This window comes from Uliginosibacterium sp. 31-16, from assembly GCF_030730865.1.
Lineage (GTDB): Bacteria > Pseudomonadota > Gammaproteobacteria > Burkholderiales > Rhodocyclaceae > Uliginosibacterium.
In genome coordinates this window covers 138,261-153,198 of record NZ_JAVALZ010000003.1, presented here as the reverse complement: position 1 = coordinate 153,198, position 14,938 = coordinate 138,261, and the positions used below count along the sequence as shown (strand labels likewise).

Annotated in this window: 16 protein-coding genes; 11 read left to right on the top strand and 5 right to left on the bottom strand. The window is 62.6% G+C overall.

Annotated elements, in window-relative coordinates; all coding sequences use genetic code 11:
- The first annotated feature begins 55 nt into the window (after positions 1-55).
- Together Q9Q94_RS12565 and Q9Q94_RS12560 are read left to right on the top strand one after the other, a co-directional pair.
- Positions 56-1,690, top strand: a complete 1,635-nt coding sequence (locus tag Q9Q94_RS12565) for a methyl-accepting chemotaxis protein (RefSeq protein ID WP_305980429.1) — start codon at positions 56-58, stop codon at positions 1,688-1,690.
- Between the two features lie 58 nt (positions 1,691-1,748).
- Positions 1,749-2,789 carry an extracellular solute-binding protein gene (locus Q9Q94_RS12560; RefSeq protein ID WP_305980428.1) on the top strand — a complete coding sequence of 347 codons (1,041 nt, stop codon included), beginning with the start codon at positions 1,749-1,751 and terminating at the stop codon, positions 2,787-2,789.
- Positions 2,790-2,809: 20 nt separating this feature from the next.
- On the opposite strand, the gene Q9Q94_RS12555 is transcribed toward Q9Q94_RS12560, so the two are convergent.
- On the bottom strand, positions 2,810-3,619 hold the full coding sequence (locus Q9Q94_RS12555) for a GGDEF domain-containing protein (protein ID WP_305980427.1): 810 nt from the start codon (positions 3,617-3,619) through the stop codon (positions 2,810-2,812).
- Between the two features lie 310 nt (positions 3,620-3,929).
- On the opposite strand from Q9Q94_RS12555, the gene Q9Q94_RS12550 reads away from it, so the two are divergent.
- Entirely contained in the window at positions 3,930-4,331 is a 402-nt protein-coding gene (locus Q9Q94_RS12550; protein ID WP_305980426.1) for a hypothetical protein, read from the top strand.
- Between the two features lie 17 nt (positions 4,332-4,348).
- Here Q9Q94_RS12550 and Q9Q94_RS12545 read toward each other — a convergent pair whose 3' ends face one another.
- Entirely contained in the window at positions 4,349-4,930 is a 582-nt protein-coding gene (locus tag Q9Q94_RS12545) for a tyrosine-protein phosphatase (RefSeq protein WP_305980425.1), read from the bottom strand.
- Between the two features lie 255 nt (positions 4,931-5,185).
- Here Q9Q94_RS12545 and Q9Q94_RS12540 point away from each other — a divergent pair, with 255 nt between their 5' ends.
- The 4 genes from Q9Q94_RS12540 to Q9Q94_RS12525 all read left to right on the top strand — a co-directional run bounded on the left by Q9Q94_RS12540 (position 5,186) and on the right by Q9Q94_RS12525 (position 10,055).
- A complete protein-coding gene (locus tag Q9Q94_RS12540) occupies positions 5,186-6,916 on the top strand; it encodes a von Willebrand factor type A domain-containing protein (RefSeq protein ID WP_305980424.1) in 1,731 nt (576 codons plus the stop codon).
- A 108-nt stretch (positions 6,917-7,024) separates the two neighbouring features.
- On the top strand, positions 7,025-7,684 hold the full coding sequence (locus Q9Q94_RS12535; RefSeq protein WP_305980423.1) for a sigma-70 family RNA polymerase sigma factor: 660 nt from the start codon (positions 7,025-7,027) through the stop codon (positions 7,682-7,684).
- The gene (locus Q9Q94_RS12530; protein ID WP_305980422.1) at positions 7,681-9,186 is read left to right on the top strand and encodes a hypothetical protein; all 1,506 of its coding nucleotides are present in this window, start codon (positions 7,681-7,683) and stop codon (positions 9,184-9,186) included. The genes Q9Q94_RS12535 and Q9Q94_RS12530 overlap by 4 nt, the downstream gene beginning before the upstream one ends.
- Before the next feature lie 206 nt (positions 9,187-9,392).
- Complete coding sequence (locus tag Q9Q94_RS12525) at positions 9,393-10,055, top strand: flagellar basal body L-ring protein FlgH (protein WP_305980421.1); 663 nt, start codon at positions 9,393-9,395, stop codon at positions 10,053-10,055.
- A gap of 22 nt (positions 10,056-10,077) precedes the next feature.
- Here Q9Q94_RS12525 and Q9Q94_RS12520 read toward each other — a convergent pair whose 3' ends face one another.
- Positions 10,078-10,281 (bottom strand): hypothetical protein, encoded by a 204-nt coding sequence (locus Q9Q94_RS12520; protein ID WP_305980420.1) that lies wholly within the window; start codon positions 10,279-10,281, stop codon positions 10,078-10,080.
- Positions 10,282-10,317: 36 nt separating this feature from the next.
- Positions 10,318-10,839: a hypothetical protein gene (locus Q9Q94_RS12515; protein WP_305980419.1), complete on the bottom strand. Its 522-nt coding sequence runs from the start codon at positions 10,837-10,839 to the stop codon at positions 10,318-10,320.
- A gap of 225 nt (positions 10,840-11,064) precedes the next feature.
- Here Q9Q94_RS12515 and Q9Q94_RS12510 point away from each other — a divergent pair, with 225 nt between their 5' ends.
- From Q9Q94_RS12510 to Q9Q94_RS12495, 4 genes are all read left to right on the top strand, one after another.
- Complete coding sequence (locus Q9Q94_RS12510; protein WP_305980418.1) at positions 11,065-11,556, top strand: hypothetical protein; 492 nt, start codon at positions 11,065-11,067, stop codon at positions 11,554-11,556.
- Between the two features lie 2 nt (positions 11,557-11,558).
- The gene (gene dbpA, locus Q9Q94_RS12505) at positions 11,559-12,965 is read left to right on the top strand and encodes an ATP-dependent RNA helicase DbpA (protein ID WP_305980417.1); all 1,407 of its coding nucleotides are present in this window, start codon (positions 11,559-11,561) and stop codon (positions 12,963-12,965) included.
- Between the two features lie 17 nt (positions 12,966-12,982).
- Positions 12,983-13,210 (top strand): hypothetical protein, encoded by a 228-nt coding sequence (locus Q9Q94_RS12500; RefSeq protein ID WP_305980416.1) that lies wholly within the window; start codon positions 12,983-12,985, stop codon positions 13,208-13,210.
- Positions 13,211-13,282: 72 nt separating this feature from the next.
- Positions 13,283-14,161, top strand: coding sequence for an alpha/beta hydrolase (locus tag Q9Q94_RS12495; protein ID WP_305980415.1), 879 nt, complete (start codon positions 13,283-13,285; stop codon positions 14,159-14,161).
- Here Q9Q94_RS12495 and Q9Q94_RS12490 read toward each other — a convergent pair.
- On the bottom strand, positions 14,155-14,802 hold the full coding sequence (locus Q9Q94_RS12490; RefSeq protein ID WP_305980414.1) for a rhomboid family intramembrane serine protease: 648 nt from the start codon (positions 14,800-14,802) through the stop codon (positions 14,155-14,157). The genes Q9Q94_RS12495 and Q9Q94_RS12490 overlap by 7 nt on opposite strands.
- Positions 14,803-14,938: the final 136 nt, after the last annotated feature.

The window sequence follows — 14,938 nt, the reverse complement described above, 5'->3', positions numbered from 1 at the left end:
TCTTTCACGTCGGCCACCGTAAAAGATGAATGGCATCCCATACGCGGAGAAGATCATGATCTCGCTGGAAAAGCTGCACGTCAGAACCCGTCTTGCCCTCGTGATCGCGGCGGCCCTGCTCGGCCTGCTGCTGCTCGCCGCGTTTGCCCTGATCGAATCCCGCGCCACGGTCATGAGCGGCCACCAGGAACGTATCAAGCATCTGGTCGAGGTCGCCAGCGGCATTGTCGGCAATTATCAGAAGCTCGAAGCCGAGGGCAAACTCTCGCGCGCCGAAGCCCAGAAACAGGTCAAGGAAGCGTTGATCCATCAGCGCTTTGCCAAGGACGATTACTTCTTTATCTACGATTTCGATGGCAATGGCGTGATGGTGGCCGGCAATACCAAGATCGAAGGCCACAACATGCTTGGCAAGACCGACGCGGCCGGCTTCAAGCTCTGGGATGCCATCGTCAGCACGGGCAAGGGGCCAGGCAGCGGCTATATCAATTACGTTTTCCCGCGTGCCGGACAAACCGAGGCACATCCGAAACTCGCTTATGTCGCCGCGGTACCGGGCTGGCAATGGATTGTCGGCACCGGCGTCTATGTGGATGACGTGAATGTCGTACTGCGCCGCCAGGCACTGCGCTACGGGCTGGTCAGTCTGCTGGCCGTGCTGCTGGCGGGCGGCATCGGTACATTCGCCGCACGCAGCATCGTGCGCCAGCTCGGCGGCGAGCCGGTGCAGTTGATGGGCATAATGCAGCAGGCCGCCGATGGCGATCTGAGTACCCGTTTCCAGGTGAACGGCGCTCCGGACAGCGTTCTGGCCCAGTTGAAAAACATGCTGAGCGGACTTGGCGTACTGATCCACGACATCCATACCACCTCGACCGAACTCAACGGCAACGCCAGCAAGGTCGCACAAACATCACAGCAGGTGTCGGATGCCGCCATGCAGCAATCCGAGGCCACCAGTTCGATGGCGGCAGGCATCGAGGAAATGACCGTCGCGGTCAATCACATTGCCGACAACGCCAACCAGACCGAGCGCGAGTCGCAACATGCCACCCAGCTCGGCATCGAAGGCGAGAAACGCGCTAACAGTGCCGTCGGCGTGATCTCGGACATCTCGACCACCGTCACCCAGGCGGGCGAGCGCATCAGCGGACTGGTCAAACGGACAGACGAAATCGGTTCGATCGCCAACGTGATCAAGGAAATTGCCGCGCAGACCAATCTTCTCGCCCTGAATGCCGCCATCGAAGCTGCACGCGCCGGCGAACAGGGCCGTGGCTTTGCCGTGGTCGCCGACGAGGTGCGCAAGCTGGCCGAGCGCACGACCCAGGCTACGGCCGACATCACCGGCATGGTCGAGACTATCCAGCATGAAACCCGAGACGCAGTGCAGGTCATGGAGTCCGCCGTGCCGCAGGCGCGTTCCGGAGTTGCCTCGACCGAAGCCGCCGCGCAATCCCTGCGCGAAATGCGCGCCGGTGCCGAGATGACCCTGGATCGCATCCGCGAGGTGGCAGACGCCACCCGTGAACAAGGCCTGGCCAGCAACAGCATCGCCCAGCAGGTCGAACGCATCGCCCAGATGGTGGAGGAAACCAGCCTTGCCGTCGCAGGCTCGGCCGAAACGGCACGCCAGCTCGAGGAGCTGTCGCACTCGCTGCAAGCGGCAGTCAGCCGCTTCAGCGTATAAGATTCACGGTTCAAGGGGCTGAATCCTCAGCCCCGCCATGTCAGATACCGGTTTGAAGATGCCCAGAATCCTGCTGCTTGCGACATTTGCACTGCTGATGCCGTTGGCTCAGGCCGGCGAGACTCTGCGCATTCTGGCCTGGCCGGGATACGTCAGCCAGGAAGCCGTGCGTGCCTTTGAACTCAGGCACGCTGCCACGGTGGAAGTCACCGTCATCAGCTCTGATGACGAACTCTGGGAGCGAGCTCGCAGCGACGCCGGTGGCGGCTTCGATCTGCTGGCGGTGAATACGGCCGAACTGAAACGCTACATCGACGCTGATCTGGTCGCCCCGATCCGCGCAGACAGAATCCCGAACACCCGCAAACAGCTTGCGCGTTTCCGCAAGCTTGCCAACATCCCCGGCATCAGCATGGATGGCAGCATTTACGCCATCCCCTACACCTATGCCGGCATGGGGCTGATCTACAACCGCAAGCTTGTCACGCCCCCGCCCACCTCGATGAATGCCATGTGGGATGCACGCTATCGCGGCAAGGTGCTGGCTTACAACGGTGGCGCTCACAATTTCAGTCTTACCGCACTGGCGCTGGGTTACCGTGACCCCTTCCACCTGAATCCGGAACAGTTCCGCCGGGTGCTTGAACGTCTGTTGCAGCTGCGCGATAACGTGCTGAAGTTCTACAGCACACCGGAAGAGGCCGTGAAGCTGTTTCAGGAGCACGAGGTCGCCCTGATCTTCGCCAACTATGGTGATCAGCAGATTCAGGAACTGCGCCGCGCGGGCGCCGATATCGGTTACATCGTTCCGCATGAAGGTGCGCTGGCCTGGCTGGACTGCTGGGCCATCATGCGCCGCACCCCCGACCGTTCACTCGCTGAAGCCTGGATCAATCACATGCTCAGCCCATCGGTCGCGACCCAGCTCACACAGGAACAGGGCCTGGCCAACACACTGAAAGACGCGCCACGCACATCCATGAGCGAGAACGGCAAACTGGTCTGGCTGGAGCCAGTAGAAAATCCTGTGCAACGCGCCGCCTACTGGGAACGCATCCTCTCCGGGATGCCGCGCCCGCGCCCCGACCAACGCCCCTGACAGCCGGGGGAGGCACCGCCTCAAGCCTGGCGTCGCGCCAGACGATCCGTCGCGCCCGTTTCGCCGGGGCTGGCTATCCGCGTGACCGCGTGGGCGCTCATCACGCAATCCCGGCCGCCCTGCTTGGCGACATACAGGAAGTGATCGGCCTGCTCGATGAGGTTTTCGTAATCGCCATTGCCGCGATAGGTGCTCACGCCGAAACTGGCCGTCACTCGTCCGACCCGTCCCATGCTGCGCTGCTTGATCGCCCGGCGCATGCGTTCAGCAATGCGGGTCGCCCCGGCTTCATCGGTTTCCGGGCAGATCAGGATGAACTCCTCTCCCCCCCATCGGCCAAGATGATCGGATAGCCGCATCTTGCGCTTGATGCGCCGTGCCACGGCCTTGAGCACTTCATCCCCCACCGGATGACCGAAATTGTCATTGACGCGCTTGAAGTGGTCGATATCGAAGATCACCAAGGACAGCGGACGCCCATAGCGCACGGCCCGATCGAATTCGTGGGCCAGTATCCGCACCGTCTTGCGACGATTTTCCAGCCCGGTCAGCGGATCCGTATCGGCCGCCTCCAGCAGGCTGGTCACATCACGCCAGCGGCGCCAGGCAAAAATCGCCAGAAAGCCCCAGGTCGTCGCCAGACACAGCAGGATCGGCTCAAGCCGCCAGGACGCATGTGCCCGCGCAAACTGCAGCATCGTTGCCGCCACCTCTGTCGAGAAGTACAGCCCGCACACCAGCACGCAGGCGATCGCCAGCGCCACCAGATCAAGCACGCCGACCTGATGGTCCTGATACCAGCGATAAATGACGCGCCAACGGGGAAGCATCTGAAGTCCAGAGAGATTGGTTGTGGTTTCGCACCAAGTGTGCGGTTTTTTGCAGCGCGACGCCAGCCACAGATACAGCAGATTCCCGTGCCATTTCTTCGCTGCCCGGAAAGCCGCACCGGACCTTGTTTTGCAGCCCCTCTGCCGGCAGATCGAGCGCTGAAGCCAGATGACACGAGGCCTCGCTTGAAACCCTTGTCACACAAGGCTTTCCGGGCAAGTTCGTGATGATACCCGGCAACATTGCGACACGTCTGACATAATCAGGGCATAGTCATCACGGATCGTCCCTGATCCTCAGGAGCCCATCATGAAGAATCCTGCAAACCCGAATCTGCGTCGCACCCTGCGCCGCCTTGCCCTACTCGCCTCCATCAGTCTGCTGGCGGCCTGCGGCGGTGGCGGCGTCGAGAACATCCTCAACAGTCTGTGGATCTACTCGGTCGATGCCCCAAGCCATGCGAACAATGACGCCGACGTCACCGTCACGGCCCGCGCCTCCAGCACTGGCAACATCAGCGACGACGACATGGACTGGTCCTGGCACCAGAACAGCGGCAAGGAAGTCAGCAACCTGAGCATTGAAAAGGTTGGCAACAGCTCGGTGCTGCGGTTCAAGGCGCCGTCGGAAAACACCACCGTATCTTTCACCGTCAAGGTGGAGGCCAAGGGGCTGTCCGACAGCGAAAACCTCAGCATCACCGTCGACTGAGCCCTGCGGAGGGCTCTTCAGCGAGCCGCCGCAGTCCGGTCTTCCAGTACCGCGCGCTTGAGCGCTTCCACATCCAGCGCTTCGATGGTTTTCTTCACGTTCGGATAGGTCCGCTCGTGGTAGCCGAAGCCGCCGCGGCGCAACTCGTCAATCGCCTCGGCCTTGCTCCAGCCCTGAAACACCAGACGATAGCCGGCAATCACGAAACCCGTGCGGTCACTGCCATGCCAGCAATGCACCAGCACCGGTTTCGGTGCCTGGCGAATCTGCCGCAACACGGTCACCAGATCATCAGCCTTCACCGAGCCCGCCGCCATCGGGTGGCGCAGCAGGGTGAAGCCCTGCTTCTCGAACTCGACAGAGTCGCTGTGATACTCACGCAGGTTCATGAAGGTCTTCACTCCCAGCGCCTTCAGATCGGCGATGTCCGATTTGCCGGGCTGTTCGGCACGAAACAGGTCCGGCGCCACCTGAAAAAGGTTGCCCACCGACGTATCGATCACCGGCCGCGCCCATTTCTCGGGGCGGATCTCGGGAGCCGCCTGGGCGACTTGCAGGCTCAGGGCCAGGCCCAAAGCGATCAGGGAAAGGATACGCACGACACATCTCCGGTAGCAGAAGCAGAGCCGGGATTCTGGCGGCAAGCAGCCTGAGGTGACAAGCCCGTTCCTCGGGCCGATCCGGGGCTTGCTGCTTGCGGCAGATCCATAACCCGATAACCCGACAACCCACTTTCCCGCCCTCACCCGTTTCAGTTCCACGCAAACGCTTTGCGCTCTCCCTGCACTTCCCGCGGGGAATGGGGCAGGCGTCCAGAAGCCGCGCAGCGGCTTTCACCCAGATGGAGACTGAACATGAAACCTCGCACCTTTCCACGTCTGCTCGCAGCATTGCTGGCCGCCCTGCTCGCCGCCTGTGCCGTGACCCAGCAGGATGCCACCCCGGGCCAATCCAGCCCTCCGCCGCAAACGCCAGCCGCACGTATCGAAACCGTAGCGCCAGCCGTCGCCAAACCCACGCCATATCCTGCCCGCGCGGTGACTGCACCAGCGCCGGGCAGTCCCGCCAGGATGCACGAGATGAAGCGCGAAATCGCTGCAGACAAGCTGGCTTACGCCACCATGCCGGCCCCCGTCACATACGAAATCCTCCAGCAGCAGCGCGAAGACCGCGAACGCTATGGCGAAATCAAGGACAACCCGGTCAAACTCGTCGCCGAAGCGCCGGTGTCGACCTTCAGCATCGACGTGGATACCGGCAGCTACAGCAACGTGCGCCGCATGCTCAATGCCGGGCGCTTGCCACCTGCCGATGCAGTGCGCGTGGAGGAACTGATCAACTATTTCCCTTACGACTACGCATTGCCCAGGGATGGTCGGCCGTTTGCCGTCCATACGGAAATGGCTCCCGCTCCGTGGAACCATGAGCGCGTATTGTTGCGTGTCGCCATCAAGGGGCAGGACATAGCAAAGCAGGACCTGCCGCCCGCCAATCTCGTCTTTCTGGTCGATGTGTCCGGCTCGATGAACAGTGCGGACAAGCTGCCGTTGCTGAAATCCTCGCTCAAGCTGCTGGTGAACGAGATGCGCGCGCAGGACCGCATCTCGCTGGTGACCTATGCAGATGGCACACGCATCGTACTGCCGCCCACCTCCGGCGCAGAGAAGGCCACGATCAATGCGGCCATCGACGCGCTGCGCTCGGGCGGCAGCACCGCCGGCGCCTCCGGCATCCAGCTCGCCTACAGCGCAGCTCAGCAAAGCTTCATCAAGAGCGGCATCAACCGCATCCTGCTCGCCACCGATGGCGACTTCAACGTCGGCGTGTCGGATGACCGCCAGTTGAAGAGCATGATCGAGGAGAAGCGCAAGAGCGGCATCTCGCTCTCGACGCTGGGCTTCGGTACCGGCAACTACAACGAACGCATGATGGAACAGATCGCCGATGTGGGCGATGGCGCCTACTCCTACATCGACAGTCTGATGGAAGGCCACAAGGTGCTGGTCAATGAAATGACTTCAACCTTGGCAACGATCGCCAAAGACGTGAAGGTACAGATCGAGTTCAACCCGGCGGTGGTCAGGGAGTACCGTCAGATCGGCTACGAAAACCGCCAGCTCGCCCGCGAGGATTTCAACAACGATCAGGTAGACGCCGGCGACATCGGCGCGGGCCACACCGTGACTGCCCTCTATGAGCTGACGCTGGCCGGCGCCAGGGGCAGCGTGGATGCCCTGCGCTACGCCCCGCAGGCAAGCAGCGATGGGGCATTCGCCAGCGAACTCGGCCACCTCAAGCTGCGCTACAAACAGCCTGAAGCCAGCACCAGCCAGCTGATCGACTTCGCCCTGCAGCGCAGTGCCATCCAGCCGCTGGACAAGGCCAGCAGCGAATTCCGCTTCGCCACCGCGGTGGCTGGTTTCGGGCAGGTCTTGCGTGGCGGCAAATACACCGGCTCGTGGAAACTCGGTGATGCGCGCGAGCTGGCCGCCACCAATATCGGCAAGGATCGCTACGGCTACCGCGGCGAGTTCCTGCGGCTGGTGGATCTGGCCGGCGCGCTGGAGACGAAAACGGTGAAGTGACGCGGCAGACGTACAGGCCATCAACCGTTCGGGTCGTGTAGCCGGCTTTGCCGGCACCCGGACCGGACGGATTTTCTGGCGGCAGAGCCGAGAGCTATACTTCGCGGCATGAAGAATGCCGCCGAGCTTACAAGCCATTCGCCGGGCCGCCCCAAGAACGGCATCGCCCCCCCGGGGGGCGGTCTGGCCCAAACGGGCCAGACCGGGGGCGCCATCAGCGCGCTGCCTGACGAAGACCTGATGCTGCTGGTGGCCAGCGGCATCATCGAAGCGCCGGCTACCGAACTGTTCCGCCGCCACAACCGGGCGCTGTTCAACTTCATCGCCTGGCAGTGCCAGGGCAATACCTCTGAAGCCGAGGACATTGCCCAGCGCACCTGGGAGAAGCTCATGACGCGCTGTGCCGATTACAAACCACAAGCTGCCTTCCGCACCTTCCTGTTCCAGATCGCGCGTAATCTGTGGCTGGACCTGCGCCGCTCGGCCGGCGAGAGCCTGCGCACGGAGCTGGATGAAACCCGGCCTGAAGCACCCGCGGAGGACCTGACTCCGGAGGCCGAGCTGGACCTGCGCCAGAATCTCGCCCGCGTGCATCAAGCCCTGCTTCAGCTTCCTGCCAGCCAGCGCGAGGTGGTGGTGCTGCGCTTTTTCTCCGACATGAGCCTGGAAGAGGTCGCCCACACGGTCGGCGAAGGTTTCGAGACGGTGAAGAGCCGCCTGCGCTACGCCTTCACACGCCTGCGTCGCGAGCTGGAGGAGGCGGCGTGAGCCACGCCGTCGACGACTTCCTCGCCGGGTCGGGGCGGCTGGTCGCGCTGCTGCGCGCGCTGCCCGAGTACGCAGCGCCAGCCTCGCTGGAAGCCAGCTTCGCCGCCGCCGCCAGCGCCGCGCAAGCCTCCGCAGATAACGCAGCGAGCACTACCGAGGCCGCGATTACAGGTTTCGAGCCTCCCGCCAGCCTCGAAACCAGCTTCCTGAAGATGGCCGCCAGCATTGATGCTGCACAGGCCCCCCGCCGTGAAGCAATACTGGCGCAAATCTCCAGAGGGGAGAGCCCGCAAGCCACGCTGGGAGCGGATCTCCAGCCGGCCACCGCAGAATGGCTGCAGCAACAGGCCGGGTCCGCCACGCCGGCCAAGCCCGTGAAACCCGCCCGCAAACCCGTTTTTCTGGGCTTCAGCTGGTTTGATCTGCGTCTGGCGGCGCTGGCACTTATCCTTTCTGCAGTGGGCACCCAGCTCGTTCTCAAACACCAGCCGGACACGCAGCAACTCGCGGTGCAGGAAGCCTTCCGCTCGGCGCTTGAATCACGCTCGCGCCCACCCGTCACGCCAGAACCCGATCTTGCGCAAACAGCCAAGGACTCGCTGGCTGAAGCACAAAGGGCGCTTGACCGGGCCAACGCACTCGATCAGCAGCGCGCGCTCGAAAAAGCCCGGGCCCGTCCTCTCACTGATTCACAGACGGAGACAATCGAGGAAGCAAAGCGCGCCAATGCGGCCGATCCTGCTGCCGAAATCGGTCCGCCCGCGCATCTGGTCGCGCCCGTCCCGGCAAGCATCGCTGCCGGAGAGTTCTCCGCACAGCCGCATGCAGACTTGCTCTCCGCCCCTCCATCCCCGTCAGCCGCACCCGTGGCGCCTGCGCAGGCAGGCAGTCTGGAGAGGCCCGTCGCAAGCGCGCCTCCAGCCCCCCTCATCAAGGAAGAAGTCAGCCCCCGGCGTGAGCGCGCCCTTGGCGAAGCGGCGCCGGCAGAACAGCGCCGAAACGAGCCCCTCCATCTGGCCGCAAAAAAATCCATCGCCTCCAGCGACAAGGACCGCTCTGAACAGCGACAGCAGCCTGTTTCACCGGAGGCACGCGGCAGGCTGGCTGAAACACATGAGTATGCGGCCCCCTCCACCACCGCACCGTCCCCGGCCGTGGCCAAGGCTGCGGCGCCCGCACCTGCTGCAACCATGCCAGCTCCGGCAGCACCGTCCCGTGAGTTGCCGCCTGAGGATCTCGCCCGTCAGGCAGCCACGGACGACGTATTCACGGCCCACCTTACGGATGAGCCCGCAAGCATTGCCGCCAGATTGCCGGCGCGCCCGGCGGGGCAACGCTGGGTGGTTTACAGTTCAACGCCAAAGCGTGCCGAGCTACATGCCTGGGTCGAAGCCCTGCGTCTGAGCATCCCCGCCAGCTATCGCCCGGGCCGTTTCCAGATCATCAGGAAGGACGGGCCGCCAGATGTTCTACGCATCATCCCGCCACCCGCCCCCCACTGAGCGCCCGGCCTACGCTGCCAAGCAGGACAACACCACCTTTGCAGGAAATTGAATTCACGTACATCTTTTAACATTGCCTGCCCACACAATCGGATCATCAAGAATCCAGCAAGAAAAAGGGTAGCCATTTGAGTTCCAGGTGCATGTGCAGGGCGAATGTGGCTTCGGGCCTCTTCAGAGACTTCGCTCCGACAAGCATGATCATCGTGTCCTCTATCCTGGGCGCATGCTCCAGCGACGCCAACCTGGTACGCGGCCCAACCTCCAACCGCCCGATCCAGCAGCTTGCGAGCATTGAACGGGAGGCCAACTCCGGCTCGATCTACCAACCCGGCAACCCTTCGCTGATGGTGATGTTCCAGGCGGAAAGCAAACCCAGTCACATTGGTGACACGCTGAAGATCGACATCTCTGAAACCCTCAGCGCCACCAATAAGTCGGGCACCTCTACCAGCCGCGCCAACAAGGTCGCCACCAAGGGGCCGGGCGGAGCAAAAACGATCAGCAGCTTGCTCAACGACATCATCAATGCCGACGCCTCGGCCAGTGGCAGCGACTCGTTCGAAGGCAAGGGCAACACGGAAAACACCAACAAGCTGAAGGGAAAGCTGGCCGCGTCAGTCATCAATGTGCTGCCCAATGGCAACCTTGTTGTCGCCGGCGAAAAGAGTATCGCCTTCAACGGCTCGACCAATACCCTGCGCTTCTCGGGCGTGGTTGACCCGGCGGATATAAAGACCGGCCGCACGGTCGCCTCGGCAGACGTGATCGACGCCCGACTCGAACAGATAAGCACCGGCATGGTCTCGGACACAGCGTCACGCGGCTGGCTGCAGCGAATGCTCACCGATTCACTGGTTGTGTGGTAGGCCGAACGATCTGCGAAGACGGCTAGATCCAGGTGTCGATGAGTTTGCCTACCGCTTTTACACCCAGCTGCGCACCACTGCTAACGGTACCTACCGCCACGCCAGCTCCTACCGCCAGGGTGTCAACCACCGCATCCCCGAACTTCTGTACCCGGGATTCAATGGTGGCCGCCGCATTTTGCACATCACTGCGCGGCACGTAGTGATTCACGGAACGAATGTTCATAAATAATTACTCCCGCCATTTCAGGCTCGCCAAGACTCAGTTCTTTACGATCTTCCTCCGACCACTCCCCGCCGGCGATGCGCTCACCTCGGCAACTCCGTAAGCAACGACACGTACCGCTGGAGCGATCTTTTCCTGCGTGCTCGCCCACTTGTCATAGCCCAGAATACTTGGCTTGTAGCTTGCCGCCGCCAGCACCTGACCATGCTCACGCAGCTCAATCCGTGCTGCGCTCATATAGGCGACGTACTCCGGGCTGAACCAGTGCCGCCCCCACTCCAGTTGGGTCACATAGTGAATTGAATAACGGCAAGTCTCAGGGAAATTCGCCCCATACACCCGACTACTCACACCATGCCTGGCCAATTCAACCTGCACGGCAGGGACAAAATCGGCCACATTAGAACTCGGATTCAGCTCGATACAGGCACCATCAAAACGTTCGTAAGGATGAACCACCGCATTTCCAGGAGCCGACGGCGCCGTGACGGCAGCGTTCGTCACGACGATACTCACCAATTCGAGCGCCTTGAGTTCGGCGCTCGGCGTCATGATCACGCAGCCACTCATGCCAAGCACAGACAGACTTATCAACGCACGCAAAGGAAGACTCCATACATTTGAACCGCAGCTTTCTCCTGAAGAATAGCGCCTTGCCGCATTGGACCAACGCGCCATTGCACCGTTTTACATCTGCCGCCGCCATGATAAATTTCCGCGCGACAACGCCGAATCGGCTACCCTCGCATGTCAACTTTCAGAACCCTTCTCCGGAAACCGCTCATGCAACAGATCCACGACGCCGATGTGCTCCTGCTTCAGGCCATTACTCTCGCCTCCAAACGCAAGCCGGCAGTCATCGATGAAATCGTGGTCGCCGTCGCCATGATCCAGCCTCAGCTGCCCTCCGAGAGCAAACTGCTCGGCGCCTTCGCGCGTCTGTCCAGCCATGGTCTGATCGTCGCCCAAGGCGATGGCTACACCCTCAGCGTCGATGCCGAACGCCTGCTGGCGGGCACCTCGAAGAAGGGTGACACCAATGAGCAGGCCTACCGCATCAAGGAAAAACTCGCCAGCTTCGACACCGGCACGGATCACCCTGAAGTGCAGCCCGCCGCGCTGGATTTGAGCAAAGCCATCATCGCCTGGCGCGCCAGCCTGCCGGCACCGACCAAAACGGAGAAGTTCGAAGCGCGCAAGGAAAAGGAACGCGAGATCGCCCGCGCCAACAACAAGCAATTCGGTCGCCCGGGTCGCCCGCGCACCACGCACTGAACATGAGCGACGCCCTCACGCCGCCGGCGCCACTCAGCCGCGCCTTCGCCGATCTGCCGCTTTCCGCCGAACAGCTCGCCGTCCTGCAACAGCTTGAATACTTCGAGATGACGCCGATCCAGGCCGCCAGCCTGCCGCTGGCCTTGGCCGGTCACGACCTCATCGCGCAGGCCAAGACCGGTAGCGGCAAGACTGCCGCTTTCGCCCTGCCGTTGCTCGCCCGCCTCAATCCACGCCACTTCGGCGTACAGGCCATGGTGCTGTGCCCGACACGCGAACTGGCCGAGCAGGTCGCGCAGGAAATCCGGCGCCTCGCCCGCGCGCAGGACAACATCAAGGTGCTGACCCTGTGCGGCGGCGCGCCGATGCGCGCGCAGATGACCAGCCTGGAACACGGCGCACACATCGTGGTCGGCACACCCGGCCGCCTGATGGACCACATCCAGCGCGAGAGCCTGAAGCTCGACGGCCTCAAGACCCTGGTGCTGGACGAAGCCGATCGCATGCTGGACATGGGCTTCTTCGACGACATCAGCTGGGTCGCCAGCCACTGCCCCCCCGGCCGCCAGACCCTGCTCTTCTCCGCAACTTATCCATACGGCATCGCGAAGCTGGCCGCGCAGTTCCTGCGTCATCCGCAGGAAGTGAAGCTCGCCGAGACCCACGAGCCGGAGAAGATCCGCCAGCGCTTCTACGAAGTCGTGCATGACGACCGCCTGAAAGCGGTCGGCCAGTTGCTGCGCCACTACCGACCGACCAGCACGCTGGCCTTCTGCAACACACGTCAACAGTGCAAGGCCTTGTTCGAACAACTGCGCAGCGAAGGCTTTCATGTGCTGACCTTGCACGGCGAGCTGGAGCAGCACGAGCGCGATCAGGTGCTGATCCGCTTCGCCAACCGCAGCTGTTCGGTACTCGTCGCCACCGACGTGGCCGCGCGCGGGCTGGATATCGACCAGCTCGAATGCGTGATCAACGTCGACATCACGCCGGACCCCGAGGTGCACATCCACCGTGTGGGCCGCACCGGCCGCGCCGACCAGAACGGCTGGGCGCTGAGCCTCTCCAGCGAGCCGGACAAGCGCCGCGTCGGCGACATCGCCCGCCTGAGCGGCATCACTCCCGAATGGCATACACTGGAGTCGCTGGTCGTCACCGACGAAGCGCCACTGCTGCCACCGATGAGCACGCTGCAGATCCTCGGCGGCAAGAAAGACAAGATCCGCCCCGGCGATGTGATGGGCGCGCTGGCCGCCGAAGCGGGATTGACGCGCGAACAGGTCGGCAAGATCAATGTGACCGATCAGACCACCTACGTCGCGGTCGAACGCAGCCTCGCGGGTGATGCCGTGCGCAAACTCGGCGCCGGGCGCATCAAGGGCAAGACCGTAAAGGTCCGCCGTCTTTGATTCCGGAGATCAATCCCATGCCCATGAGCTACGAAGAATATCTGGACGAAGTCACCACGCTCATCACCGAGAAATACGGCACCACCGATGAGGTGGCGATCAGGCAGGTGATGGATGCGCAGGAAGCCGGTTTCTTCATCGAACACGATGATGACGAGCGCTTGCGCACCCTGGAACGCGCACATCAGGACGCAGCCACCATCGGCAAACCGCGCAAGCCTGCTCGCAGTCGCAAGCCCTCGTAACGCCCAGGCATCAAATACGGACCGGATGCCAGCACCCGATAGCGGAAGCAGATCCGGAGCAATGCTCGTACCATGGCGGTTTTCATCCTGCCGGAATCAGCCATGACCATCGCCAGCGAGCTCGCCGGAAAACTCCGCCATGTCTGGTTGCGCAACGCGCTGCTGGTGCTGCTCGGGCTGTTTCTGCTGTATGCCGCGGCAATTGCAGCAATGCTGGTGCGGCAAGAGGCCTTGCTGTTCTATCCGGTAAAACTCGCCGCGGATTTCCGCTTCAACAAGCCGGATGTAATCGAACGCCAGATCGAGGTGCCCGGCGCCACGCTGTCAGCCCTGCATTTTCGTCAGCCGGATGCGAAGGGCCTGATCTTCTTCCTGCACGGCAATGCCGGCAATCTGGATATCTGGCTGCCCAGCACCGAGTTCTACCGGCGTGCAGGCTACGATCTGTTCATGATCGACTACCGCGGTTTCGGCAAGAGCACGGGTCGGATCGAAAGCGAAGCCCAGCTGCATGCCGACGTGCGCGCTGCCTGGAACAGCATCACTCCCGAATACGCCGGCAAACCCATCGTGATCTACGGCCGCTCGCTGGGCAGCGGCCTGGCCGTCAAACTTGCCACCGAAGTCGATGCGGCGCAGCTCATTCTCGTGTCTGCCTACAGCAGTTTCGTACAACTGGGCCGCGACCACTTCCCGTGGGTACCGTCATTTGCCACGCGTTACCCGATGCGCAGCGATGAATGGCTGGCGCAGGTATCCGAGCCGATCCTGCTGATCCACGGCGCACGCGACCCGCTGGTGAATGTGAAACACAGCCAGCAGATCAAGGCCTTGCGCCCGGAGGCCGAATTGCTGATCCTGCCGGAAGCCAGCCACAACGACGTGCATGAATTCCCGGCCTACACCAAAGCCTTGAGCGCAAAGCTGACGGCACTGGCGCAATCTCACTGATCGGTCACATCGCCCCTCATGTGCCAACGCCGGTATATGACAGGCACGCCCCGGAAGACGGCGTAACACAGGCCGCCAAGGTAACCATACACATGGGAGCTGGACGCAACCGACACCCCCGCCAGCAGACCGCCCGCGCTGAGGCTCAGCCAGGCCTTGGCGCCGATTGCCAGACAGATCAATACCGCCAGCGCCTGGATCGAACGCGACGCGGCACGCTCAGCGACGGCCAGCGGCAACCAGGCCCCTGCCCCGTACAAGGCTCCAGACAAGCCTGCGTACCAGGCCAGCGGCGGCTGTTCGGCCTGCAGCCCGAAACAGACCGCCAACGCACTGAGCATCAGGCACGCCAGCAGCCCCCACAGCCGGCCGATAGCCAGCGCCATGCCGCCCACGCCAAGCAGCGTCACCAGATTCAGGACCATGTGCGCCAGATTTACATGCACCAGTTGCGCCAGCAACCCGCGCCACAGAGGGTCTTGTCCCGGATGGAAGTACAAGCTGCCCTCTACCGCCGGGATCAAGCCGATCAGCAGCACGCCCAGACCCAGACACCCCAGCACACCCACGGCCAGCCAGGCCGACCCGCTCGATTTCCTGACGGTCGGGAATGCTCTGCGGACGAGGAAGGGAAATGGCATGGATCGGATGCAAAGGGAGGGACACGGCCATACTAGCGTATCAGGCGGCGGTTCAGCGCGCGCTGCGCCATGCCGCGCAAGGCGGCTCAACTCTTGGCATTCACGGCCGATAAAGAACCATGCCTGGCGTATGGCA